At 67.5% G+C, this 24,662-nt stretch carries 23 protein-coding genes and 1 tRNA gene; 15 read left to right on the forward strand and 9 right to left on the reverse strand.

Features of this window, described 5'->3' with window-relative positions; all coding sequences use genetic code 11:
- Window positions 1–65: 65 nt before the first annotated feature.
- The 11 genes from mltG to AC3IR9_RS04690 all read left to right on the forward strand — a co-directional run bounded on the left by mltG (window position 66) and on the right by AC3IR9_RS04690 (window position 11,595).
- The gene (gene mltG, locus AC3IR9_RS04640) at window positions 66–1,124 is read left to right on the forward strand and encodes an endolytic transglycosylase MltG (protein ID WP_489294324.1); all 1,059 of its coding nucleotides are present in this window, start codon (window positions 66–68) and stop codon (window positions 1,122–1,124) included.
- Window positions 1,121–1,777, forward strand: coding sequence for a dTMP kinase (gene tmk, locus AC3IR9_RS04645; protein ID WP_489294325.1), 657 nt, complete (start codon window positions 1,121–1,123; stop codon window positions 1,775–1,777). The genes mltG and tmk overlap by 4 nt, the downstream gene beginning before the upstream one ends.
- A 1-nt stretch (window position 1,778) precedes the next feature.
- On the forward strand, window positions 1,779–2,738 hold the full coding sequence (locus AC3IR9_RS04650) for a DNA polymerase III subunit delta' (protein ID WP_489294327.1): 960 nt from the start codon (window positions 1,779–1,781) through the stop codon (window positions 2,736–2,738).
- Window positions 2,735–3,088, forward strand: coding sequence for a PilZ domain-containing protein (locus tag AC3IR9_RS04655; RefSeq protein ID WP_489294328.1), 354 nt, complete (start codon window positions 2,735–2,737; stop codon window positions 3,086–3,088). Before AC3IR9_RS04650 ends, AC3IR9_RS04655 begins: the two co-directional genes overlap by 4 nt.
- Before the next feature lie 65 nt (window positions 3,089–3,153).
- Window positions 3,154–3,228, forward strand: a tRNA-Val gene (locus AC3IR9_RS04660).
- 250 nt (window positions 3,229–3,478) lie between these two features.
- Complete coding sequence (locus tag AC3IR9_RS04665; protein WP_489294329.1) at window positions 3,479–4,840, forward strand: SWIM zinc finger family protein; 1,362 nt, start codon at window positions 3,479–3,481, stop codon at window positions 4,838–4,840.
- On the forward strand, window positions 4,837–6,381 hold the full coding sequence (locus AC3IR9_RS04670) for a DUF5691 domain-containing protein (RefSeq protein WP_489294330.1): 1,545 nt from the start codon (window positions 4,837–4,839) through the stop codon (window positions 6,379–6,381). The genes AC3IR9_RS04665 and AC3IR9_RS04670 overlap by 4 nt, the downstream gene beginning before the upstream one ends.
- 18 nt (window positions 6,382–6,399) lie before the next feature.
- Window positions 6,400–7,482: an ATP-binding protein gene (locus tag AC3IR9_RS04675; RefSeq protein ID WP_489294332.1), complete on the forward strand. Its 1,083-nt coding sequence runs from the start codon at window positions 6,400–6,402 to the stop codon at window positions 7,480–7,482.
- Window positions 7,483–7,491: 9 nt separating this feature from the next.
- Entirely contained in the window at window positions 7,492–9,924 is a 2,433-nt protein-coding gene (locus AC3IR9_RS04680; protein WP_489294333.1) for a DUF5682 family protein, read from the forward strand.
- Window positions 9,921–11,114 carry a VWA domain-containing protein gene (locus tag AC3IR9_RS04685; RefSeq protein WP_489294335.1) on the forward strand — a complete coding sequence of 398 codons (1,194 nt, stop codon included), beginning with the start codon at window positions 9,921–9,923 and terminating at the stop codon, window positions 11,112–11,114. The genes AC3IR9_RS04680 and AC3IR9_RS04685 overlap by 4 nt, the downstream gene beginning before the upstream one ends.
- 97 nt (window positions 11,115–11,211) lie before the next feature.
- Window positions 11,212–11,595, forward strand: coding sequence for a YbjQ family protein (locus AC3IR9_RS04690; protein WP_489294336.1), 384 nt, complete (start codon window positions 11,212–11,214; stop codon window positions 11,593–11,595).
- A 147-nt stretch (window positions 11,596–11,742) separates the two neighbouring features.
- Here the strand turns inward: AC3IR9_RS04690 and AC3IR9_RS04695 are convergent, their stop codons facing one another.
- The 3 genes from AC3IR9_RS04695 to AC3IR9_RS04705 all read right to left on the reverse strand — a co-directional run bounded on the left by AC3IR9_RS04695 (window position 11,743) and on the right by AC3IR9_RS04705 (window position 13,842).
- Window positions 11,743–12,378 (reverse strand): SMI1/KNR4 family protein, encoded by a 636-nt coding sequence (locus AC3IR9_RS04695; RefSeq protein ID WP_489294338.1) that lies wholly within the window; start codon window positions 12,376–12,378, stop codon window positions 11,743–11,745.
- Between the two features lie 100 nt (window positions 12,379–12,478).
- A complete protein-coding gene (locus AC3IR9_RS04700; RefSeq protein WP_489294340.1) occupies window positions 12,479–13,552 on the reverse strand; it encodes a NucA/NucB deoxyribonuclease domain-containing protein in 1,074 nt (357 codons plus the stop codon).
- A gap of 65 nt (window positions 13,553–13,617) precedes the next feature.
- The gene (locus tag AC3IR9_RS04705) at window positions 13,618–13,842 is read right to left on the reverse strand and encodes a hypothetical protein (protein WP_489294342.1); all 225 of its coding nucleotides are present in this window, start codon (window positions 13,840–13,842) and stop codon (window positions 13,618–13,620) included.
- Window positions 13,843–13,947: 105 nt separating this feature from the next.
- Here AC3IR9_RS04705 and AC3IR9_RS04710 point away from each other — a divergent pair, with 105 nt between their 5' ends.
- From AC3IR9_RS04710 to AC3IR9_RS04720, 3 genes are all read left to right on the forward strand, one after another.
- Complete coding sequence (locus AC3IR9_RS04710; protein ID WP_489294344.1) at window positions 13,948–15,339, forward strand: serine hydrolase domain-containing protein; 1,392 nt, start codon at window positions 13,948–13,950, stop codon at window positions 15,337–15,339.
- A gap of 65 nt (window positions 15,340–15,404) precedes the next feature.
- The gene (locus tag AC3IR9_RS04715; protein WP_489294346.1) at window positions 15,405–15,809 is read left to right on the forward strand and encodes a hypothetical protein; all 405 of its coding nucleotides are present in this window, start codon (window positions 15,405–15,407) and stop codon (window positions 15,807–15,809) included.
- Between the two features lie 72 nt (window positions 15,810–15,881).
- Window positions 15,882–16,760, forward strand: a complete 879-nt coding sequence (locus AC3IR9_RS04720) for an SDR family NAD(P)-dependent oxidoreductase (RefSeq protein ID WP_489294348.1) — start codon at window positions 15,882–15,884, stop codon at window positions 16,758–16,760.
- A 46-nt stretch (window positions 16,761–16,806) separates the two neighbouring features.
- Here the strand turns inward: AC3IR9_RS04720 and AC3IR9_RS04725 are convergent, their stop codons facing one another.
- From AC3IR9_RS04725 to AC3IR9_RS04750, 6 genes are all read right to left on the reverse strand, one after another.
- Window positions 16,807–17,604: a hypothetical protein gene (locus AC3IR9_RS04725; protein WP_489294350.1), complete on the reverse strand. Its 798-nt coding sequence runs from the start codon at window positions 17,602–17,604 to the stop codon at window positions 16,807–16,809.
- 30 nt (window positions 17,605–17,634) lie between these two features.
- Entirely contained in the window at window positions 17,635–17,817 is a 183-nt protein-coding gene (locus AC3IR9_RS04730; RefSeq protein WP_489294352.1) for a hypothetical protein, read from the reverse strand.
- On the reverse strand, window positions 17,814–18,950 hold the full coding sequence (locus AC3IR9_RS04735) for a PepSY-associated TM helix domain-containing protein (RefSeq protein ID WP_489294354.1): 1,137 nt from the start codon (window positions 18,948–18,950) through the stop codon (window positions 17,814–17,816). Before AC3IR9_RS04735 ends, AC3IR9_RS04730 begins: the two co-directional genes overlap by 4 nt.
- 39 nt (window positions 18,951–18,989) lie before the next feature.
- Complete coding sequence (locus tag AC3IR9_RS04740; RefSeq protein WP_489294356.1) at window positions 18,990–21,089, reverse strand: TonB-dependent siderophore receptor; 2,100 nt, start codon at window positions 21,087–21,089, stop codon at window positions 18,990–18,992.
- 92 nt (window positions 21,090–21,181) lie between these two features.
- Window positions 21,182–22,552 (reverse strand): sensor histidine kinase, encoded by a 1,371-nt coding sequence (locus AC3IR9_RS04745; RefSeq protein ID WP_489294358.1) that lies wholly within the window; start codon window positions 22,550–22,552, stop codon window positions 21,182–21,184.
- Entirely contained in the window at window positions 22,545–23,228 is a 684-nt protein-coding gene (locus AC3IR9_RS04750) for a response regulator transcription factor (protein ID WP_489294360.1), read from the reverse strand. Before AC3IR9_RS04750 ends, AC3IR9_RS04745 begins: the two co-directional genes overlap by 8 nt.
- Before the next feature lie 253 nt (window positions 23,229–23,481).
- Here AC3IR9_RS04750 and AC3IR9_RS04755 point away from each other — a divergent pair, with 253 nt between their 5' ends.
- Complete coding sequence (locus AC3IR9_RS04755; RefSeq protein ID WP_489294361.1) at window positions 23,482–24,660, forward strand: efflux RND transporter periplasmic adaptor subunit; 1,179 nt, start codon at window positions 23,482–23,484, stop codon at window positions 24,658–24,660.
- Window positions 24,661–24,662 lie beyond the last annotated feature (2 nt).

The following is a 24,662-nucleotide window of genomic DNA, read 5'->3' on the forward strand; positions in this document are numbered from 1 at the left end:
CCGTTTGGCCGGGTGCAGCACCCGCGCGGTATGCTGCGCGGCGGCGAAATCGATTCGAGGTGACCATGGCGGGTGCGAAACGGGGATGTCTGGCCGTGCTGGCGGTGCTGCTGTTGGGCGTACTGCTGCTGGCCGCGGCGGGCGCGTGGTTCTGGCACGGCCAGAGCGGCTTTGCCGATGCGCCGCTGACCCCCGACCAGCCGAGCATGGTGATCGCCTCCGGAGACGGCCTGAACACGGTGCTGGGCAAGCTGCGCGCCGCCGGCGTGGACGAAGGCAGCAACACGCAATGGCAGCTGCTGGCGCGCCAGCTGGACGCCGCCGGCAAGCTCAAGGTGGGCGAATACGCGCTGGACGATCGCCTGACCCCACGCGAACTGCTGACCCGCATGCGCCAGGGCCGGGTACTGCAGCACCGGGTCACGATCGTGGAAGGGTGGAACCTGCGCCAGCTGCGTGCCGCGCTCAAGCGCGCCGACCCGCTGCTACACACCACCGACACCCTCGACGATGCTGCGTTGATGAAGGCGCTGGGCTTGCCCGGCGAGCATCCGGAAGGCCGCTTCCTGCCCGAGACCTACGTCTATCAGCGCGGTGACAGCGACATGGACGTGCTCAAGCGCGCGCATGCGGCGATGGAAAAGGAGCTCACCCTCGCCTGGGACAGCCGCGCCGACAACCTGCCGCTGAATTCGCCGTACGAGCTGTTGATCCTGGCCTCGATCATCGAGAAGGAAACCGCGTTGCCGAGCGAGCGCCCGCAGATTGCCGGTGTGTTCGTGCGGCGCTTGAACATGGGCATGCGCCTGCAGACCGACCCCACCGTGATCTACGGCATCGGCAGCAGCTACGACGGCAACATCCGCAAGCGTGACCTGACCACCGACACGCCCTACAACACCTATACCCGCGCCGGCCTCACCCCGACCCCGATCGCCATGCCCGGCCGCGATGCGCTGCATGCCACCGCGCAGCCGGCCGACGGCAACGCGCTGTATTTCGTCGCGGTGGGCGATGGCAGCGGCGCGCATGTGTTCTCGGCCAGCTACACCGAGCACAACGCGGCGGTCGCACGGTACCTGCAGCAGTTGCGCCAGCAGCGCAGCGAGGCGGGCAGGCAATGACCACTGCACTGCTGCGCCACCCGCGTCTGGTCAGCCTGGAGGGCGGCGAGGGCGCGGGCAAGACCACCGCCATCAACGCCCTGCGCGATGCGCTGCACGCGCGTGGCCATGAGGTGTTGCTGACCCGCGAGCCAGGCGGCACGCCGCTGGCCGAGCGCATCCGGGCGCTGGTGCTGACCCCCGATGCCGAGATCGCCGCCGAGCCGCTGTCGGCCGAGGCCGAGCTGCTGCTGGTGTTCGCCGCCCGCGCCCAGCACGTGCGCCAGGTGATCGAGCCGGCGCTGCGCCGTGGCAGCTATGTCATCAGCGACCGGTTCACCGATTCCAGCTACGCCTACCAGGGCGGTGGCCGCGGCCTGGACCCGGCCTGGATTGCGGATCTGGAGCGCCGCGCCGTGGGCCTGCTGCCCGGGCTGACCCTGCTGCTGGACGTGGACGTGGCCATCGGCCGCGCCCGCGCCAATGGCCGCGACCTGTGGCCGGACCGCATCGAGGCCGAGAAGGACGACTTCTTCCAGCGGGTGCGCGCGGTGTTCCGCCAGCGCGCCAGCGAAGATCCCCGCCGTTTCCGTCTGATCGACGCCAGCCAGGACCCGGCCGGCGTGGCCGCCGCGGTGGTGGCCGCAGTGGATGCCTGGCGGCTGGAGGCCTGACATGAGCGAGACCTTTTCCCCCTGGCAACAACGCGCCTATGACCAGACCGTGGCCGCGCTGGATGCCGACCGCCTCGGCCACGGCCTGCTGATCTGCGGACCGGCCGGGCTGGGCAAGCGCGCCGTCGCGCTGCGCATGGCCCAGTACATCCTGTGCCGGGGTGAGCCTGCCGCCGCCCAGCGCAGCGCGCAGCTGATCGCCGCCGGCACCCACCCGGACCTGCAGCGGATCTCGTTCATCCCGAACAAGTCCGGCGACAAGCTGCGCACCGAGATCGTGATCGAGCAGATCCGCGAGATCTCGCAGAAGCTGTCGCTGACCCCGCAGTACGGGATCGCCCAGGTGGTGATCGTGGATCCGGCCGATGCGATCAACCGCGCGGCCTGCAACGCCCTGCTCAAGACCCTGGAAGAACCCCAGCCCGGCCGCTACCTGTGGCTGCTCAGCAGCGACCCGGCGCGCCTGCCGGCGACCGTGCGCAGCCGCTGCCAGCGGCTGGAGTTCAAGCTGCCGCCGCGTGAGGAAGCGCTGGCGTGGCTGCAGGCCCAGGGCCACAGCGAAGCCAGCGCCCGCGAAGCCCTGGATGCCGCCCGCGGCCACCCCGGCCTGGCCGACCAATGGCTGCGCGAGGATGGCCTGGCGCTGCGTCGGCAGGTGGCGACCGACCTGGAGGCGCTGGTCGCCGGCCGCGCCGGCGCGGTGGAGCTGGCCCAGCGCTGGGCAGGCGACGAGCACGCCGCCCTGCGCCTGCGCCACGCCGCCGACCTGGCATTGGCCCAGGCCACCGGCGGTGGCTTGACCGATCCTGACCGATTGCACAAGCTGGCGGCGTGGTTCGACGCCGCCAACCGTACCCGCGACCTGCTGCGCACCACGGTGCGCGCCGATCTTGCGGTGGTGGAATTGTTGTTGGCCTGGAACAGGGTCAACGAGCGGCAAGCAAAGGGGAATAGAGCATGAGTGCCACCAACGCCCGCCAGGGCATCCTGTCGCTGGCGGTCAAGGACAAGGCCGCGCTGTACAGCGCGTACATGCCGTTCGTGAAGAACGGCGGCGTCTTCGTCCCCACCCCCAAGCGCTACTTCCTCGGCGACGAAGTGTTCCTGCTGCTGACCCTGCCGGACTCCAGCGAGCGCCTGCCGGTCGCCGGCAAGGTGATCTGGGTGACCCCGGCCGGCGCCCAGGGCAACCGCGCCGCCGGCATCGGCGTGCAGCTGGCCGATGGAGTGGAAGGCGAGAACGTACGCAACAAGATCGAGACCCTGCTGGCCGGCATCCTCACCTCGGACAAGCCGACCCATACGATGTGAAGAAATTAACGCAGACCCGTTGACGGGGAAATCTGCCGCCCTATAATGAGCGGCTCAGCAGTATCGGGCGGTTAGCTCAGCGGTAGAGCATTGCCTTCACACGGCAAGGGTCACAAGTTCGAACCTTGTACCGCCCACCATGATTCAGTCAAAAAAGCCTCCGGAAACGGGGGCTTTTTTGCGTCTGTCATCCGTCTACAGGAGAAGCACAAAGCGCTTTTCGGTCGCGCGACGTGCTGCACGTGCGCCTGCCCGGCCGAAAACGCCAAGCTGCTGTACGCGTCGAGCCCGGCAGAACGGCGGTAGCGCAGAAGTTTGCCGCGCAGTTCTGCCAGCACCGTCAAGCTTCGCTATCATCCCGCCCAGGCAAGCAACGCCCCGGGAACGGATATGGATGTGCGTCTCACCCGCGAGCAGGTGCTCGCGCTGGCGCCGGATGCCGCTTCAAGCAAGGCAGCCGGTGGGTTGGCAACGGATGGCAAATGGGGGCTGCTGGGCAGCGACGCGGAGGCGGTGTGGGGCGAGTGCCAGGGCAGCGGCGCCAAGCCCTACCAGGCCCAGGTCGACCTGTCCGCGCTGGTCAGCCGCTGCTCCTGCCCCAGCCGGAAATTTCCCTGTAAACACGGCCTGGCGCTGCTGCTGCTGTACGCCCAGGGCAACCCCCGCTTTGCACCGCTGCCGCAACCGCGGCCCGGCTGGGTGGACGAATGGCTGCGCGGCCGCCGCGAGCGTGCCGCGCGTCAATCACCTGCCAGCGAAGATGCTGCCCCCAGCGCAGGCGTAGCACCGGAAGCCGCTGCCGCCGTGGCCGCTGCCGCCGCCAAGCGCGAAGCCGCGCGTTGGAAACGCATCGCACAGGGCTGCGCCGAACTGGAACGCTGGATCGCCGACACCTTCCGCCATGGTCTGGCCAACCTGGGCGCCAGCCAGCGCGAGGATGCGATGAAAATGGCCGCGCGCATGGTCGATGCGCAGGCGCCGGCACTGGCCGGCCAGGTGCAGCTGGCGATGGCGGCCGAACAGCAGGGCCTGGCCGGGCTGCCCGACATGGGCGAGCGGCTGGGGCTGCTGCAACTGCTCAACCACGCTGTGCACCAGCGTGCCACGCTGTCGCCGGCACGCGTGGCCGATCTGCGTGCAGCACTGGGCTGGCCGCTGGACAAGGACGAAGTGCTGGCCAGCGGTGAAACTCTCACCGACCGCTGGTACGTGCTCGGCCAATGCGTGGTCGAACTGCCCGGGCGGCTGACCGAACGCCGTGTCTGGCTGCAGGGGCTGGACAGCCAGCGTCCGGCGCTGCTGCAGGACTACGCGCACGGCGGGCGCGGCTGGGAGCGCAGCTGGCCCGGCAACCAGGTGCTCGACGCCACGCTGCACTTTTACCCTGGCACGGTGCCGCTGCGTGCGCTGGCGCCGACCGCGGTGGCGCGCACCGATGCCCCCACGGCGGCGTTGCTGGACAGCACCAGCGCCATCGACCAGGCTTCGGCCCGGCTGGCGGGCAACCCCTGGCTGCCACAGGTGCCGTTGTGCCTGCCGCAGGCACGCGTGCACTGCGCCGACGGCGCCTGGCAGCTGCATACCGATGCCGGTTGCCTGCCACTGCAACTGGATGCCGACAACGGCTGGGCACTGATGGCCTTTGCCGGCGGGCATGCGCTGTGCGTGATGGGGGAGTGGGACGGCTACACGTTGCTGCCGTTGTCGGCGTGGACCGCGCACGGGCAGTACTGGCACAGGAGCGATGCATGAGTGAGGTCTGGTTGAAACCGGCACTGCTGGGCATCGACCGCCCGCAACGGATCGCCGCTGACGGCGCGCTGGGCGCGCTGCTGCAGCAGATCGGGCAGGGCGACGATGCGGCACTGGCCTACAGCCGCAGCGTGGGCGCCATTGCCGCCTGTGGGCTGGCCGCGGTACGCCTCGCGCCGGCCGACGCAGCCGCGCTGCCGGCGCCGGCCGCGCAGGACGCGCAGGTGCTGGGCGACACCCACACGTGGACGCCGCTGCTCGCCAGCGTGTTTGCGCGCAGTGTGTCCACCCAGGGACACGAGCTGCGGCTGCGGCATGAGGCCTGTCTGCGGCTCGCCGCGCAGCAACGGACGTTGCCGCACGCGGTGCTGCCGCAGGCGCTGGATGCCGGCGCGCGCAGCGTGGCGTTGCGCGTGCGCTTGCTGCCGGTACTGGGCGCACGCGGGCGCTGGCTGGCCGGCTGCAACCCGGCGTGGGCGTTCGCCCAGGGCGATGCGGTCAGCGCTGTGGAGGTACCGGCAGCGGCACCGGACTTGGCCCTGTCATGGGACGACGCCAGCCACGAAGCACGCCTGGCCTGGTTTGCACAGACCCGCCGCAGCGATCCCGCGCTGGCGCGTGAACATCTGCAGGACACCCTCAAGACACTGTCGGCGCGCGAGCGGGTAGATTTTGTCGCAACTCTGGCCGAGCACCTGGACGCCGCAGACGCGCCGCTGCTGCAGGCCCTGCTCAAGGACCGCAGCCGCGAGGTGCGCGCGCTGGCCGGGCCATTGTTGGCGCGGTTGCCTGCCTCGGCGCATGCCCAGCGCGTCATCCAATGGATGCAGCAGCACTTGACCAGACGCGCCGGCCTGCTGCGCCGGACGACGTGGGAATGCGACGCGCCGCAGCTGGCAGACCCGGACTGGAGTGAGGCGGGTATCGAGCCCAAGCGCCCGCAGCACGATGCACTGGGCGAGCGCGCCTGGTGGCTGTACCAGCTGGCGCGCCAAGTGCCCCTGGCCTGGTGGAGCGAGCACATGGCGATGACCCCGGTGCAGCTGTTGGCCTTTGCCCGCGGCACCGATTGGGACGGCGCGCTGCAACGCGCGTGGCTGGAGCGCGTGGACGCTGCGCATCCGCACTGGATCGCGGCGATGCTGGACGAGCACAGCCTGCACGCACACACCGCGCGTCTGCTGTCGCTGCTGCCGGTACAGCAGCGCGAAGCGTATTGGCCCGGCACGCTCCAGGCGCTGGCCGGCGAGGGTGTGCTCAGCGATGTGCTGGGCGCATGCGCACCCGGTGAAACGCTGACCGAACACTACTCACAACGCCTGCTGCCCAGCCTGTGCGCCTGCTTTGGCGACGACCCTCTGCGCCACGATTACGTGCTGCGCCAGCAGTTGCTCGAACTGGCCACGCTGCTGCACCCGGCCGTATTGCCGCAAGCGCAGCTGCCCGCACCGCCCGACGATGCCACCGACAGCATGCGCGCCTGCGCACACGACCTGCTGCGCATCGTGGCGGTGCGCCATGCCCTGCATTCTTCCTTCTGACCTTTACCTGGAGCCACGATGAGCACTGCCGTCCTGCGCCAACACGCCGAACACCAATACGCCGAAGAACTCGACCAGCTGCGCCGTCTGGACCAGCGCCAGCGCCCGGCCAACTGGCAACTGTCGCCGTGGGCGGTGGTGACCTACCTGATGGGCGGCACGCTCGACAACGGTTTTGTGGTCAGCCCGAAGTACATCGGCGAGCGCCGCCTGATGGAAGTTGCCGTAGCCACCATCGCGACCGACCGCGCGCTGCTGCTGTTTGGCGTGCCGGGCACCGCCAAATCGTGGGTGTCCGAACACATGACCGCTGCCATCAGCGGTGATTCCACGCTGCTGGTGCAGGGCACCGCCGGCACCAGCGAAGAGCAGATCCGATACGGCTGGAACTACGCGCAGCTGTTGGCCAACGGCCCCAGCGAGGCCGCCCTGGTGCCCAGTCCGCTGATGAACGCGATGCGGCTGGGCAAGATCGCCCGCATCGAAGAACTTACCCGCATCCCGGCCGACGTGCAGGATGCGCTGATCACCGTGCTGTCCGAGAAAACCCTGCCGGTGCCCGAGCTGGGCTCGGAAGTGCAGGCCACCCGCGGCTTCAGCGTGATTGCCACCGCAAACAACCGCGACAAGGGCGTCAACGAGTTGTCCAGCGCGCTCAAGCGCCGCTTCAACACGGTGATCCTGCCGGTGCCGTCCAGCGAGCAGGACGAAATCGCCATCGTGACCAAGCGCGTCGGTGAAATGGGCGTTGCGCTGGACCTGCCGGCCGAACCACCGGCACTGCAGGAAGTGGCCCGGATGGTGCGGATCTTCCGCGAGCTGCGCAATGGCATGACCGAGGACGGCAAGGCCAAGCTGAAGTCGCCCACTGCCACACTGTCCACCGCCGAGGTGATCTCGGTAATCAACAACGGCATGGCCCTGGCCGGGCATTTCGGCGACGGCGTGTTGCGCCCCGCCGACATGGCGGCCGGCATGCTCGGCGCCATCATCAAGGACCCGGTGCAGGACCAGGTGGTGTGGAACGAGTACCTGGAAACGGTGGTGAAGGAGCGTAGCGAGTGGAAGGACCTGTACCGCGCCTTCCGTGACCACGCCTAAGCCACGCCGATGAACCCGAGTGTCTCCCTGTTTGGCATCCGCCACCACGGCCCGGGCTGCGCGCGCAGTCTGCTGGCTGCCCTGCATGCGTTGCAGCCGGACTGCGTGCTGATCGAAGGCCCGGCCGGCACCGAAGCGCTGTTGGAACACCTGGCCGATGCCGCCATGGTGCCGCCGGTGGCGTTGCTGTCCTACAGCGTGGACGACCCGCAACTGGCGGTGTTCCATCCTTACGCACTGTTTTCGCCGGAATGGCAGGCCCTGCAGTGGGCGCGCACGGCCGGCGTGCCGGTGCAGTTCATCGACGTGCCGCCGGCGCTGTCGCTGGCGTGGCAGCAGCAGGCCAGGGAGGTGCGTTTGGCGCAGCAGGCGGAGGTGGACGCTGCGGGCGACGCCGAGGTCGACGTCGATGCCGATGCCGACGTCCCGGTCCGGCCGGACGCGCCATCGGACGTGGCTTCGCCGCACGCCGCTGCCGCGCCGGACAGCGCAGATCCTGCCGATGCAGCGGACTGCTACGCGCCCGAGGCCGCTGCCGCACCGGACGCTGAACCCGAACCCGAAAACAGCTTCCCCATCGATCCGCTGGACTGGCTGGCGCGTGCCGCCGGCTATGGCGATGGCGAGGCGTGGTGGAACCACATGGTGGAAGAGCGTGGCGACGGTGAAGACCTGTTCGCCGCCATCGCCGAAGCCATGCATGAGGTGCGCGCGCACGCACCGGCGCGGCCCAGCGTGCGCGCCGCGCAGGATGCCGTCCGCGAGGCGCACATGCGTGCCGGCCTGCGCGCGGCGTGCAAACAGCACCAGCGCATCGCGGTGGTCTGCGGGGCCTGGCACGTGCCGGCGCTGGACCCGGCCGCGTTGGCCGCCACCAGTGCGGCCGCCGACAACCGCCTGCTCAAGGGCATACCCAAGCGCAAGACCCAGCCCACCTGGGTGCCGTGGACCTATCGCCACCTCAGCACCGGCAGCGGCTACGGCGCCGGCGTGGATGCCCCCGGCTGGTACGACCACCTGTGGCGCAATGCCGGCGCACGCGGCCAGCGCGCCATCGGCTGGTACGCGCGGGTGGCCGGCCTGCTGCGCGACAGCGGCCTGGATTGTTCGTCCGCGCACCTGATCGAAGCGGCACGGCTGGCCGACACGTTGGCGGCACTGCGCGAGCGCCCGGCACCGGGTCTGGAAGAAATCAACGATGCCACCCGCAGTGTGATCTGCAATGGCGACGACACCCCCATGCAGTTGATCCGCGAACGGCTGCTGCTCGGAGACGCACTGGGCAGCGTGCCCTCGACGGTGCCAGTGGTGCCGCTGCAGCGCGACATGGAAGCGCAGCAGAAGCGGCTGCGGCTGAAGCCTGAGGCACTGGCCCGGACCCTCGACCTGGACCTGCGCGGCGATACCGACCTGCAGCGCAGCCACCTGCTGCACCGGTTGGCGCTGCTGGATATCCCGTGGGGCCAGCCAACGCACGCCTCCAAGGCCGGGCGCGGCACCTTCCACGAATACTGGTTGTTGGCCTGGCAACCGCAGTTCCAGGTGGACCTGATCGATGCCAGCCGGCTTGGCCAGACCCTGGCCGCCGCAGCAAGCCAGCGTGCGCTCAACCGCGCCCGTGACGCGACCGCGCTGTCCACGCTGTCGGCACTGGTGGACAGCGTGCTGCTGGCCAACCTGCCCGAGGCAGTCAGTGCGATTGCCACTGAGCTGGAAGCGCGCGCGGCCACCGACGCCGGCCCGCTGGCGTTGCTGGACGCCCTGCCTGCACTGGCCAACGTGTACCGCTACGGCAACGTACGCCGCACCGAAGGCGAGCAGGTGGCGCACCTGTTTGACGGCATGTTGCAACGCGCCTGCATCGGCCTGGGCATTGCCCTGTGCGACCTGGACGACAGCCGAGCCGAACAGGCACGCGAAACCCTGCTGGCGGCCGATCGCGCGATCGCCCTGCGTGGCGATGAGGCCGGTCAGCAGGCCTGGCGGCGCAGCCTGGCCAGCGTGGCGGCGGCGTCCACCACCAGCGCGCTGGTGGCCGGCGCCGGTACCCGCCTGCTGCTCGACGCTGGCCACCTGGATGCCGAGCAGGTGCACCTGCAGCTGCAACGTGCGTTGTCGATAGGTGCCGAGCCCTTGCAGGCGGCGCAGTGGCTGGATGGCTTCCTGAACCGCAATGCCACCGTGCTGCTGCACGACGACGCGGTGTGGCGCCTGATCGACGACTGGGTGTGCGGGTTGTCCGACGCGCATCTGCTGCAGGTAGTGCCGCTGGTGCGGCGCACCTTCGCCGCGTTCGAGGCCGCCGAACGCCGAGATCTTGGCGAGCGCGTACAGCGCGGCGGCGGCATGGCGGCCGCCCCGGTCATTGCGGCAACCTGGAACAGCACACGCGCCGAGCGCGCTTTGCCGATGCTGCGCGAACTGTTTGGAGTGGATGCATGAGCGAGCCCATTGACCCTACCGTAGCGCCTCCGACCACCCGCGCCGAGCGTTGGCGGTTGATCCTGGGGCAGGAGAGCAACGGCAGTTGTGGTGGGCTCAGCACGATGCTGCAGGGCATGGATAAGGCGCTGGCTGCGCTGTACGAACCGCAGGGTGACAACGGACTGGCGCGGCGCGGCGGACGCGGCGGTTCAGCGCCGAACGTGGCCCGCTGGCTGGGTGACATCCGCCGCTACTTTCCCTCCTCGGTGGTGCAGGTGATGCAGCGCGATGCGCTGCAGCGGCTGGAGTTGCGCCAGATGCTGCTGGAAAAGGAAATGCTGGAGCAGATTCAGCCCGACGTGCACATGGTAGCCAACCTGGTGGCGTTGTCCGGGGTGATTCCGGCCGAAACCAAGGAAACCGCTCGGCAGGTGGTGCGCAGCGTGGTCAACGACCTGCTGCGGCGGCTGGAGGAACCGATGCGTTCGGCGGTGAGCGGCGCACTGGATCGCGCGCGGCGCAACCGTCGCCCGCGGCATGTCGAGATCGACTGGAACCGCACCATCCGCGCCAACCTGCGGCACTGGCAGCCGGAACTGCGCACGGTGGTGCCGGAGACCCTGATCGGCTACGGCCGCAAGGCACGCAAGCCGCAGCGCGAGGTGCTGCTGTGCATCGACCAGAGCGGCTCGATGGCGGCCTCGGTGGTGTACTCCAGCATCTTCGGCGCGGTCATGGCTTCGCTGCCAGCGGTATCGACCAAGCTGGTGGTGTTCGACACCGAAGTGGTGGACATGAGCGAAAAGCTCGACGACCCGGTTGACCTGCTGTTTGGCGTGCAGCTCGGCGGCGGCACTGACATCCATCGCGCGGTGACCTACTGCCAGGCGCAGATCCGCGAGCCGCACAGCGCGATCCTGGTGCTGATCTCGGATCTGTACGAGGGCGGTGTGGAGAAGAAGCTGTTGGCACGCGCGCTGGAGCTGGTGGAGGCCGGCGTGCAGTTCATCGTGCTGCTGGCGCTCAGTGATGAAGGTACGCCGGCCTACGATGCGCAGTTGGCTGGACGCCTGGCCGCGCTCGGCGTGCCCTCGTTTGCATGTACGCCCGACGCCTTCCCGGGTCTGATGGCCGCGGCGATCCGGCGCGATGACATCCACCAATGGGCCGCCGGCAATGGTCTGGTGACTACCCGGCCGATCAGCTGAGGGCAGGGCGGCGCGGACATCGCTGCCATGCTCAAATAGGCCGGTCAGGGCACGCTGGCATGCCCGCCGGTAACCGTCCCCTTCATGCGAGGCAGCAATGGCAGATCCCTACAACAGCGGCCCGCAGCCGCCCACCGCACCGCGGCTGGACGATTCGATGGTAACCACGGCCATGGAGCTGCCCGGCTTCCGCGTGGTACGCAGCCTGGGTGTGGTGCGCGGCATCACCGTGCGCTCGCGTTCCATCGTGGGCAATTTCCTGGGCGGATTGCAGACCATCTTTGGCGGCAACATCACCATCTACACCGAACTGTGCGAGCAGGCACGCGAAGAGACCTACCGGGACATGGCCAAGCATGCGCGGATGCTGGGGGCAAACGCGATCATCGCGATGCGCTATGACGCTACCGATGTGATGACCGGGCTTACCGAAGTGCTTTGTTATGGGACGGCGGTGGTGGTGGAGCCGGTGCGGTTCTAGTGCTGTGAGAACAACAGCGGCGGATTGTCATCCATCCGCTGCTGTCCAATCAGATGGAAAATCTCCGCGCAATTTGGTCCCCTCCTGTTGGGACAGCGGATAGCGATTGGATCACGTAGTTGCAGGCAGTGCCGTCTTCAAAGGCAACTACCGCTTCTGGGTGTGGAGGTGCAGCCCATATTTGACGGAATGAAGCGCACCTCTCATTACCGAATCAAAGCCTTCAACATAGTCTGGTCCTTCATGGACAAGCTCTAGAACCTCAAGCTCACCGATGGCTTCGTCAAGGTCTGGGTCAAGAAGCACAAATTCGGGTCTGCCGTTAGGGGGACCTGAGAGCTGGATCGTGTACTCCAATCGACTCTGAGCGTGGTTGATAGGCTTGTTTTCGCCAAGCGCATCGCGCCAGTACCGTGCCAGCTCTACGTGATCCTCACCGAAAGGCCGAATCAGCTCCACCGGCAAGAATGAGCTGATGGCTTCGCCAGGAATCAAAAAGCCGTTGGAGACCTGTAGGAAAGACCTGTAGCTGGCTGGAAACTGTACCCCTAGCCGAACTTCCACTGCCCTGATTGTTTGAGCAGTGGCTGGGGGCATTCCTAGCCAGCGTGCCTGGCCGGAAAGAACGGATGCAGCGACTTGCGCAATGGCTGTGTCCGGATGCCGCTGGATCAGTTGCGACATACCCAAGTGTGGCGGAGGCGATGCCAGGACGTGCGGGATGATATCCAGGCACGCACGATTCAGCTCGGTTAGAAGTGAGTTCCAGGCATCATGGTTCATAGTGTTGGGATCTCCTGATAGGCCCGGTCATCCTCAAAAGCGTCGATGGCACGTCTGGTACGTTGGTGCCCCGCGCTATTGTTAATAGTGTTCCCGACCGTTAGTCGATGATCTTCACCCAGAACTCCTCTCCGTCAATGACTCGAGCTTCCGAACAGAGATGGGTGCCTAGCCGACTGCCGACCTTCTGGTTGTCCGCTCCCAAGATGTATTTAACCGACATGGATGTCTCCGGAACGAGCGACGCCCCCTGATGGGTCGCCGCAAACGGGTACTCATCACAGTTCAGCCCAGACTCTGCTTCGCCTGGAAAGCGCGTTTTGCAGAGCTCTCCTGAAGCTCGACGGTTCGCTCTTCTAATCTCGCCATTCCGCGTGCGTGTCAGAGCTGAGCCACGAAGAGCGGGATCTGGATGCCAGCGACCGATCATTCCCGGCAGGATCTCCTGCGCAACCTTGATGTGCGCTGCTGATTCATCGGTTTCCGAATCGCTCAGGCTAACTTCAAAAACGGCTGGATAACCTGAGAATCTGCATCCCGATGACTTGCTCCATGAAAGCTTGTCACACCGAAGTTGCGGCGCACTGGCCTGTATCAGCGATTGATCGCTGTTGAAGCGTGACAGTACAAGCTGTGTCTCCTGACCGGTCTTTTCATCTTCGGTATCCATACCCAATGCCACAGCGAAGTCATACGTCCCCGGGCCGCTGAGCGTCTGAGGCGTGAACTGCTGCTTCTCGGTGCAACTGCCACAGTAGATTTCAGGCGCAACGATCAAGCCGGCCATGGCATTTCCCTGCACCGCTTCAAATTCGACACGCAGGCGATGGTTCCATACGGTTCCCTTGTGCTGCACCGCTACGTAGTCATACAAGATGACGTTGGCAATCTCCTCCACGCCCGTCTCGGGATTGGGCGATTTGTACACTTCAGTCCGCTTCACGCAATAGTGGTGGCGTGAACCGGTAGCCTCCTGGCCGTGCTGATCGGTGGCGCCCTTGCACGCCTCTTCAAACGAAATTTCCTTATTCTGCAGCGTCTTCTCATACCGCTGAAGTTCGCTCAGCGTCATGCTGGCGATCATCTCTTCATCGCTGGGGCAGTCGTCCTCATCCTGCGCATGCGCAGGAAAGGCGAACAGCGCGACGGCCAAAGCCAATGGGGTGACGTTCATGGGTTGCTCCTGGAAGTCGGATGCATCGACCGTCGACGCGTCCGGTATCCGGGTGTTACGCCTGCTCAAGGCGTTGCGCTGTAGGGAAACTGCACAGCCTGCGCGAAGCGTGATGTCTGGCTGGCGTCACCTGTGGTGTACCGCACGCTTGTCGCCACGAGAATCGCTGGGTGCGGCGGCGTACCGCGTTCACGACGCGACTGCTGAATGTCGCAATCAGCCGTTTCAGCTGCCAGGAAGCGTAAAAGCGCAGATATATCCAAGCCATCAATACCGGCGCGGGCCAACAACAGCCTCATCCTGCGTTGAATTGCACTGCCACCTATTGGATAGTGCTCCGGTCACGCACCCGCGACGGGGCGTCGAACATTCTCCAAAAGGACGAGGTGGAATGCATGCGTCTGTTCAGATCGTTGAGTGTTGCAGCGCTGCTATCGTGTGCACTGGCGGCCCATGCCGAACCTGCCATTCCGGAAGCCCGCGCCGACCAGGCACTGAACGCCTGGCTGTCCGCCTTCAACGCTGCCGATGCGGATGCGCTGCGCGCCGTCCGAACCAGGTACAAGATGCGCGACGATGTGCAGGGTGACCTGGATTTCCGCAAGGATACCGGCGCACTGCAGGTAGTGGAGGTTCGGCCCGGTGAACCCGGCAAGGCGCAGGTGCTGGTGCTGTCAACGGTGAATGATCGCGCGATGCTGGTGACCGCCACGCTCAACCCTGACACCGGCGTGGCTGCGCTCCAGTTCGAAGGCGCCGATACCCCGCAGCAGTTCAAGCCCAGGCGCATGCCCGAGGCGGATGTTCTGGGTGAGGCCAGGAAGCGGCTCGATGCACTGCAGGCGGCCGACCAGGTGGCCGGCGCGTTCCTGGTGGCCCACAACGGCCGCGTGCGGATGCAGTGGCAAGGTGGGCTTGCCGACCGGGAACACGCGGTAGCGGTGACCCCGGACACGAAGTTCCGGCTGGCCTCGTTGAACAAGATGTTCACTGCGGTGGCCATCCTCCAGCTGGAACAGGCAGGCAAGCTCTCACTCGACGACACACTTGCCCAGCACCTGCCGCAGTATCCCGATTCCGCGATCGCCAAGGCAGTCACCCTGAGGCAGCTGTTGAACCACACCAGCGGGTTGGGCGATATCTTCGGCGAGAAGGCCATCGGCAATGCAGCCGCACTGCGTACGCTGCAGGACTACTGGAAGGTGTTCGGTGATGAGCCGCTGGCCTTCCCGCCGGGCAGCAAGGACCAGTACTCCAACTACGCTTACATCGTGCTGGGCACCGTCATCGAGTCGGTCTCGGGCCAGTCGTACTACGACTATGTGCACGCGCACATCTACGCGCCGGCTGGCATGACCGCTACCGGCTCCCTGCCCGAAGCAACCCCGGTCGCGGGGCGGGCGATGGCCTATACCCGGGTCGACGGCCAGTGGACGCTGGAAACCGCATCACTTCCGTGGCGGGGCACGTCGGCCGGCGGTGGATACAGCACGCCGGGTGACATGCTCAAATTCGGTGAAGCGCTGCGTACGGGAACGTTGCTGGCGCCAGCCGCGTTGGCGGCGGCCACCTCCGCACAGAACCACAAGGCGTGGTACGGCTACGGTTTCATGGTGCGTGGCGATGGAAAGGAGCGGATATACGGCCACGAGGGCGGGGCGCCGGGGGCCAACACGGTGTTCTACGTGCTGCCCGCGCAGGGCTATGTACTGGTCGGGTTGAGCAACGTTGACCCGGAGGCGATGGGCAACGTGGTCAACTTCGTGGCCAATCGCCTGCCGTTGTAGCCACACGTGAGGGCTGCGTCCGAACGATGCTTGATCTGCTTCCAGAATCTGCTGAAGGAATGAAGATGCAGACCACCTCCCCACGAGTTCCCCAGCCGCTCGCCCGCCTCTACGCGGGCGCATTGGCGTGCCTGCCGCTGCCCGCGGTGGCATCGGACTTCACCGGCATGTTGACGGGCATGACGCTGATGCTGCTGGCGATCACCCTGCTGTTGCTTCTGCCCCTGCTGCTACTGCGCCGGCATGCCTGGGTGCGGATGTTGGGGGCGGCGTTGGGCGGGGGTGTGCTGCTGATCGGGCTTGGCACATTCGGCCTGGATACCTGGCACGTCATCGCCAGGACCCAACCGGACGATGCACTGTCGGTCGGGACGCTGCTGCTGGGCTACGTGGTGCTGTGGCTGGCCATCGCCTATACAACCTACCGGCTGCTGCGTACCCCGCTGCCGGGGTCCAGCCCGTCCGGGTGATACCCGCCGCGTATCGCCACGGCACGTAACGGGTATTGGCCGCCGTGCCTGCTTTCGGCGGATCCTGTCCGAATGAATACACCACGCATTGTTTCCTTCAACGACCAGGTCGGCCTGGTCACCGGCGCTGCCAGCGGGCTGGGCCTGGCCTACAGTCGATTGCTTGCCACGCGCGGCGCGCGGGTGGTGATGCACGACGTGGGCGCAGGGCTCGATGGCACTGGCCACGACCCGCAGCGGATCGACGGGACGGTCGCGCTGCTGCGCGAGGGCGGGCTGGACGTGGATGCCGCGCATGGCCGCATCGACAACCGCGCCGATTGCCACGCTTTGGTCGCCGACATCCTGCAGCGCCATGGGCGGCTGGATTTCATCATCCACAACGCCGGCTGGGTGGAGTACCAGCCGATCGAGGCACTGGACGACGACCGCTTCGACCGCATGATGACCCTCGCGGCCAAGACGCCGCTGTGGCTGGCCCAAGCCGCGTGGCCGTCGATGCAGGCCAACGGCCACGGTCGCATCGTGCTCACCACCTCCGACCGCGCGCTGTATCCGCAGTACGTGCAGAAGGGGCTGGCGGCCTATGCGGCGGCGAAGCTGGCAGCGGTGGGCATCGCCAACGTGCTGGCCGCCGAGGGCGCACCGCACGGCATCGTGGTCAACGCGGTGTCACCGGTGGCCAAGACCCGCATGTGGGGCGTGGAAGGCGAGCCGGACGAGCTGCAGCCAGATGCGGTTGCGCCGGGCGTTGTGTTCTTGGCTTCGTCGGCCTGTGTGCAGGGCGGCTGGGTCCTGCGCGCCAGCAATGGCCAGTTCCACGCCACCTGCAGCCGGGAGGCCCAGGGCGTGGCCTATCCGCGTGACCTGCGCGCGGTCCACGCCGACAGCGTCGAGGCAGTCGCCGCACAGTGGTCATTGATCGCGCCGGCGGCGGCCGAACCGCGCTGAGTGCGCGGTTTCCTGGGCACGGCCGCGCCGGCGGTCACCGCCGCATTCAGTGACGGTCGCGCAGGTGCTGGGTGAGGCGGAATACATCGCTGACCACGTACAGCCCATCCCGGCGCAGCAGGTGCTGGTTGTCGGGGCCGTCCACCGCACTGGCAAGCAGTACGAACTGGTGTGCAGGATCGGGCTGGTGGACCAGCCCGAACGGGGCGTGCCGGTCCAGGTAGCTGCCTTCGGCCGATGCCGGCGTGCCACGTGCACGTAGCGGGCGCAGCGTGTCCATCGTGGGCGGCAGGCGGTGCAGGTAGTCGTAGAACTCGACGATCGGTGCACCGTGGGCCACCTCCAGCACGTACATGGCATGGTAGTGGTCGTCCACCTGCACCGAGGCCACATCGCCGGCGCGCCACAGCGTAAGCGACTTCTTGTGCGCGGGACGGCGTGCGGGCATCACCGGTGGGCTTTGCAGCAGCGCGCCGATGTCCGCACTTTTACGGTGGAAGTAATCGCTCAGGGCCACCGCATCATTGAGTGCGGTGATCGCAGCGAGGGCCTGGGCGGTCAGCATCGGGGCGTGGAAACCCTGCTGATGCAGTGCGGTGGCCAGCGCAAGCGCGGTCTTGTGGCGGTACAGCGGGGTGCTGACGCCATCGTCGCTGTCCAGGATGCAGCGCCAGCGCAGCATCAGGAGGGCAATGACCTCCGCGCCGATCTCGGCCGGATCGCGCGCGGCCTTGTCCGGGGAAAGTCGTGCCCACAGCGCGCAGCGCTTCACCTCCGATTCGATTGCATCCACCAGTTCGCCGCCGGCCAGGTGGTTGAGAATGCTGCGATGGGTGATGGTCATGGAGGAAGGTCGGTGTGCAAGCCTGACAGCTTAGCGCGTGCGCTTGACCCAGGCGCGCACCACCAGCGCGATCAGCCCGGCAAATACTGCCCACGACACCGCATCGAAGATGCCATCGCCGAGCAACGCGCTGACCAGGCCGAGCAGGCTGGCCACGGCGATCCAGGCCGGGGCGATGAACGGGCTGCGTGGCGCTGAGGGAGGCCGGCTCATTCGGCCGCTCCGGTGCGTGCGGCACGTTCGATCTCACTCACGCGAGCGTCGGTATTGCCGCGTTTGACCCACAGGTACAGGCCGCTGATGAGCACGCCGATGGTCAGCAGGTCCAGCAGCGCCCACAGGATCTTCAACGGCAGCTTGCCGTAATCACCGAAGTGCAGTGGCTGGCTGAGCAGCAGTATGCTCATGTAAAGCGGCAACTGCGGTTGCGCGGTGAGCGCGCCGGTCTGTGCGTCGATCAGTACCGGGCGGTACAGGCGTTCGGTGAGGGCGCTGTTGCCCTGCATGAACACCCCATAGTGATGGTTGCCGCTGTAGCCGGTGCCGGGGAAGCTGACGAAGGCCGGGCGCATGCCCGGTTCCGCAGCGCGCGCGGTGTCCACCGCGGCCTGCAGCGAGGCCAGCGTGGTGGGGCGCGGCTGGCCGGCGTAGCGCGCGGCGAACTCGCCCAGCTGTTCGCCCTGCCAGGCCTGTTCGAGCGGCTTGGCGATGGTGTTGATCGCCCCGGTGATGCCCACCACCAGCGCCCAGCCAAGGGTGACGATGCCCAGCACGTTGTGCAGGTCCAGCCAGGCCAGCCGGCGGCTGCGCCCGGTGCGCAGGGTGCCGAACGGCTGCTTGCGCATGAACGGGCCGTACAGCACCAGGCCGGAGATGATCGCCACGGCGAACAGCAGGCCCATCGTGCCCATGAACAGCATGCCGGGCAGGCCCAGGAACAGGTCGGTGTGCAGGCGGTACAGGAAGTACATGACCCCTTCGTTGAACTGCGCGGCGGGCAGTACCTCGCCGCTGATCGCATGCAGCAGCACGGTCTGCATCTGCGGCGGCGGGGTGTCGGCGCGCGCACCGGTGTTGACGTACACGGTCGGCGCATCCGGGTCCCAGCCGACGAACAGCGGCACGTTGCCCGGGTACTGCGCCAGCGCCGTGCGGACCTGTGCGTCGAGATCGCGCGGCGCGGCATCGGTGGCCGGTGCGTCCACGTGCGGCTCGGCCAGGTGGGCGATCTCTTCGCCGAACACCAGTGGCAGGCCGGTCAGGCACAACAACAGCAGGAATACGGTACAGACCAGGCTGCTCCACTTGTGCACGAGGAACCAGGCTTTGAGGGTGGATCGTTGCATGACGGTTCTCTGGCGAAGGCTGGAGACAAGCGGTGGTACTTAGAACCGGTAGCTGATCGTGCCGGTGACGGTGCGCGGGTTGCCGGTGAAGCAGTCACCGAAGTTGCGGCACGGCGCGAAGTATTTCTTGTCGGTGAGGTTGGTGATGTTCAGCGCCATGGTCCAGTCGATGACCTGCACTTCGAACAGGCCGTCGATCAACGTGTAGCTGGGGGTGCGGATGAAACCGCCGTAGCCCAGCGACTGGGTGTTGCCGACATAGCGGCCACCCACGCCCACCCGCAGGCGCGCATCGGCGTCCAGCTGGAACCCCTTGGCGATCCACAGCGAGCTCAGCTCCTGCGGGGTGTCGTTGAGGCGCTGGTCCACTTCCATGGCGAAGTTGCTTCTGGTCACTTCGGCCTTGTTGCGTGCGTAGGCGGCTGTCACGGTGAGGTCGTTGGCGAAGGAGAACTGGCCTTCCAGCTCGACGCCCTTGGACTGGATCTCGCCGGTCTGGATGACGTTGAGCACGTTGTCCGGATCGTTGGTCTGGCGGTTGGTTTCGGTGATGCGGTAGAGCGAGGCGGTGACCAGCATGTTGCGCGCCGGCTGCCATTTCACGCCCGCTTCGGTCTGGTGGCCCTGCATCGGCTTGAACGCGCGACCGTACAGGTCCTGGCCGTTGACCGGCAGGAACGACTCGCTGTAGCTGATGTAGGGCGACACGCCGGCGCCCACTTCGCCGATCAGACCGGCGCGGTAGGTGGTGGCGTTGTCGGTCTGGCTGGGCAGGCCTTCGGTCTTGCTGCGCGCGTGGTCGCGGCGGGCGCCGAGCACCAGCGAGACGCGGTCGGCCCAGCGGATCTGGTCCTGCACGTAGACGCCCAGCTGGGTGGTGCGCTGGTCGGGCAGGCGGTTCCAGCCATTGATGGTCACCCCGGTGGAGACCGGGGCGTAGATGTCGATCGGCGTGGGCGTGGCATCCAGCCCGGCCGATTCCTCGCGGTAGTCGGTGTAGTCCACGCCGGCCAGCAGCAGGTGCTGGAACGCGCCGGTGGCAACGTCGAACTGCAGCGCGGTGTCGCTGGTCAGCACGCGCACGTCCGGGCGCACGCCGTAGGCGTTGCGGTTGACCACGCGCTTGTCGGCATCGATGAACGGGTCGGTCGGGGTGGTGTAGGTGTCCGGGTACAGCTCGCGGAACTCGGTCTTGCCGTCCAGGTAGCGCACCGAGGAGCGCAGGCTGACGGCGTCACTGAAGGCGTGGTCGAACAATGCGGTGAGGCTGTACACGCGCGAGTCGAGCATGTCGAAGTCGTGGTCGCCGAGGAAGGTCGACGGGTCCAGGCGCGGGCGGCCGGGCGGTGCGTGCAAGGTGGCCACCACCGGCAGGAACTGTTGGCTGGAGGCGGTCTTGTCGTGCTGGTAGCTGGCCAGCAGGGTGAGGGTGCTGCGCTCGCCACGCCAGCTGATCGAGGGGGCGATGTACACGCGGTCGTCGTCCACGCCGTCGGTCTGCATGCCCGCGTTGCGGACCAGGCCAACCACGCGGCCGGCCACGGTGCCGGCGTCGTTGAGGCTGCCGCCGATGTCGCCCTGGAACTGCTTGCGATCGAAGTTGCCCAGCTGCACGCCCAGCTCGCCGCCGATGTCGGTGAAGGTGGGGCGCTTGGTCATGGCGTTGATGATGCCGCCGGTGGCACCGGCGCCGTACAGCACCGACGATGGGCCGCGCAGTACTTCCACCCGCTCCAGACCATACACCTCGGTGCGTGCCATCGGGTTGAAGCCGTAGCTGCGGCGCAGGCCGTCCAGGTACTGCACCGGGTCCAGGCCGCGCACGGTACTGCCGTCGCTGCGGGTGTCCAGGCCGTAGGCATCGGCAGTGACGCCGGCGCTGTAACGCAGGGTTTCCTGCAGGTTGTGCGCGCCACGGTCGCTGAACAGCTCGCTCGTGACCACGCTGATCGCCTGCGGGGTCTGCGTCAGTGGGGTGTCGGTCTTGGTCGCGGTGCTGGCGCGCTCGGCCACCACGCTCACTGCGTCCAGGGTACGCGCGGCGCTGTCGTCCTGGGCCTGGGCGATGGCCGAGGCGAGCAGGGTCGGGGCGGCCAGCGACAACAGCAGCAGGGTGCGGGTACGGGGCAGGGCGGGCATCGGGGTGGTCCGGGCAGGCAGATGGCGACGGATTATCCGGATGGCCTATTGCGAATACAAATGATTCTCAAACTGAACGGGTGGGGATCGCCTCAGCGCAGGGCGTCGGCCACGCAGCGCAGGCTCAGCCAGGCGCCGCCATCGGGGCCGGTGCCGGTGCGCAGGCGGAATCCATGCAGGCCGGCGATGGCCGCCACGATCGACAGGCCCAGCCCGAAGCCTTCGCCATGCCCGGCTTCGGCGGCGCCGCGGAAGAAGCGCTGGTAAACCAGGGCGCGGTCCTGCGGGGCGATGCCCGGGCCGTTGTCGATGACATCGATGCGGGTGGCCCCGTCCTCGTCCACCGCGCGCAGCAGGATGCGCCCGTGTTCGGGGGTGAAGCGCAGCGCGTTGGACAGCAGGTTGCCCAACGCTTCAAACAACAGCTCGCGGTCGCCGCTGACCGGCGGCAGCAGCGGGGCGATCTCCACCTGCAGCAGTTGCTGTTTCTCTTCGGCCAGGGGCAGGTAGAACTGGTGCAGTTCCTGCAGCAGCTCGGCCACGTCGACCGCGACGAACGCCGAGCGGCGTTGGTGGCTTTCCAGCTCGGACACGCGCAGCAGGGCGGCAAAACGGGCCATCAGCAGGTCGGTTTCCAGCAGCGCCTTGTCGATCTGCTCGCCGTGCCGGTCGTGCTCACCCAGGTCCACGCGCGTGCGGTAGAGGTGTGCGCGCAGCCGGGTGAGCGGGGTGCGCAGGTCGTGCGCGATGCTGTCGCACACGCCTTTGACTTCAGTCATCAACTGCTCGATACGCTCCAGCATGGCGTTGACGATGCTGGACAGGCGGTCGATTTCATCCGGCCGCCCGGAGACCGGCAAGCGTTGCCCGAGGTCGCCGGCGATGATCCGCTTGGTGGCCGCTTCGATCTGCTGGATGCGCTTCAGTGGCCGGCGCCGCAGCAGGTGCCAGCCGGCCAGGCCGGGAATGATGGTGAGCGATACGCCCCACAGCAGTGCGTCGAGGATGATGCTGTTGACCGCGCTGAGCTTGCCGCTCTGGCGCACGAACACCAGCCGCCGGCCGTCCCGTGTGGCGACCCCGAGTGCGCGCCCGGGTTCGTTGCGCGGCCCTGCCTCCAGGCGCCAGCCGTCCACCGGGTGCGAGCGGCCATCGATCTGCAGCTCACCTGGAATGGCCACCAGCGGCCCGCCCAGCGGCTGCCCCTCCGGGGTGAACAGGCCATAGGCGTAGGACCCGTGGATGTCGTAACGCAGGCTGTCGCGCAGGGCGTCGTCCAGGGCCTGGCCTTCGAATTTCTCGAACAGGTGCGCGCGCTGCAGCAGCCCGGATTCGGACAGTTCGTTGAGGTAGTCCGACACGCGCCAGTACATCACCCCGAGCAGCACGCTGGACCAGGCCACGAACAGCACGCAGTACAGCCCCAGCAGGCGGCTGCTGGACGACCGCCACTGGTCAGACATGCTCGTCGAGGACATAGCCGGTACCCCGCACGGTCTTGATCGGCTGCGCGCGGCCGGGGTGCTCGATGCGCTTGCGCAGCCGCCCGATGTGCACGTCGATGAGGTTGGTGCCGGGGTCGAAGTGGTACCCCCACACTTCCTGGAACAGCATGCTGCGGGTGACCACCTGGCCGGCGTTGCGGACCAGGAATTCGAGCAGCTTGAATTCGGTGGGCAGCAGGGCGATCTCCTGCCCGGCGCGGCGTACCGAGCGGGTCATCAGGTCCAGTTCCAGGTCGCCCACGCGCAGCACGCTGTCCAGCGTTCCCGCCTGGCCGCGGCGTCGGATCAGCACTTCCACCCGCGCGGACATTTCATCGGAGGCGAACGGCTTGGTCAGGTAGTCGTCGCCGCCGGCGCGCAGCCCGCGCACGCGTTCGTCCACGTCAGACAACGCGCTGATCATCAGCACCGGGGTGGTGATGCCGTCACGCCGCAGCGCGGTGACCAGGGCCAGGCCGTCGATGCCAGGCAACATGCGGTCCAGGGTGATGACGGCATAGTCGCCGCGGCGCGCCATCGCCAGGCCGGTGTCGCCATCGGCCACCAGGTCCACCTCGAAGCCGTGGCTGCGCAGTTCGGTGGCGATTTCCTCGGCGGTGACAAGGTCGTCCTCGATGGTGAGTACGCGCGGCATGGGCCACTTTGAAGGTTGGGACCCATGCATCGTCGCAACCGGGGGCAGCCAGGGCAAATGAAAAATGTTTCATGCGTTTTTCGCGGGATCGCGGTGCTGCGTCTTCTATATTCGGCCCCGTGGAACCCCGCTGCGGCCCTGGCCGGGCGTGTCCACACAGGACGTCTGCCCTGGGTATCGACGTCCCCGGGCCGTGCGCCGTTCCATTGGCGGCACGCCCAGCGCTTCCCCCACGCCTGGAACCCCGCAACCGATGACCCCCACGTATTCCTGCTTCCCGGCCAGTGCCTGGCTGTCGCCCCGGGCCTGGCGCGCGCCCTGGCTTGCCTTGGGCATGGCTACCCTGTTGGTTGCATGCGGCAAGGACGCGCCCAAGGCGGTGTCCGCCGCGCCGGAGGTGGGCGTACTAACCCTGCAGGCCCAGCCGCTGGCACTTGAGCAGGAACTGCCCGGGCGCACCGTGGCCTCGCAGGAATCGGAGGTGCGCCCGCAGGTGGACGGCGTGCTGGTGGCGCGGCTGTTCGAGCAGGGCCAGATGGTGCGGGCCGGGCAACCGTTGTTCCAGATCGAACCGGCGTTGTACCAGGCCGCGCTGAACGAGGCCCAGGCCAACCTGAAGACCGCCGAGGCCAGCGCGGTGGCCACGCGCCTGCGCGCGCAGCGGCTGCAGGCGCTGGGCAAGGACCAGCTGGCCGCGCGCCAGGACGTGGACGATGCCATTGCCAGCGGGCAGCAGGCCGCCGCGGCCGTACAGGCCGCGCAGGCTGCACGCGACACGGCACGCACCCGCCTTGGCTTTGCCACGATCACCGCGCCGATCGCCGGGCGCATCGGCCGCGCGCTGTTCACCCCGGGTGCGCTGGTCACCTCCGGCCAGGCCGAACCGCTGGCGCGGATCCAGCAGGTGGACCCGATGAACGTGGACATCACCCAGTCCAGCAACGAATACCTGGCGCTGCGCCGGGCGATTGCCGATGGCGGCGTGCAGGCCAGCACCGCGCCCGTGAGGCTGCGGCTGTCCGACGGCACCGACTACCCGCTGCCGGGCACGCTGGAATTTGCCGATATCGACGTCGAGCAGGCCACCGGCAGCATCACCCTGCGCGCGCGGTTTCCCAATCCGGACGGACAACTGCTGCCGGGCATGTACGTGCGTGGCCAAGTGGGCCAGGGCATCCGCCAGCAGGCACTGCTGGTGCCGCAGGCAGCGGTGGACCGCAGCCCCAAGGGCGAGGCGCAGGCGTGGGTGGTGGGCACCGACGGCAAGGCGCGGTTGCGGGTGTTCCGCACCGCCCGCGCGGTCGGCAACCAATGGCTGGTGCTGGACGGTATCGCTGCCGGCGAACGCGTGGCGGTGGCCGGGGCACAGGGCCTGGCCGATGGCATGCCGGTGCGGGTGAAGCCTGCCGCCGCACCCGCCGGGAAGGACTGAGC

The sequence above is a fragment of the Stenotrophomonas sp. GL_101 genome (assembly GCF_057835675.1).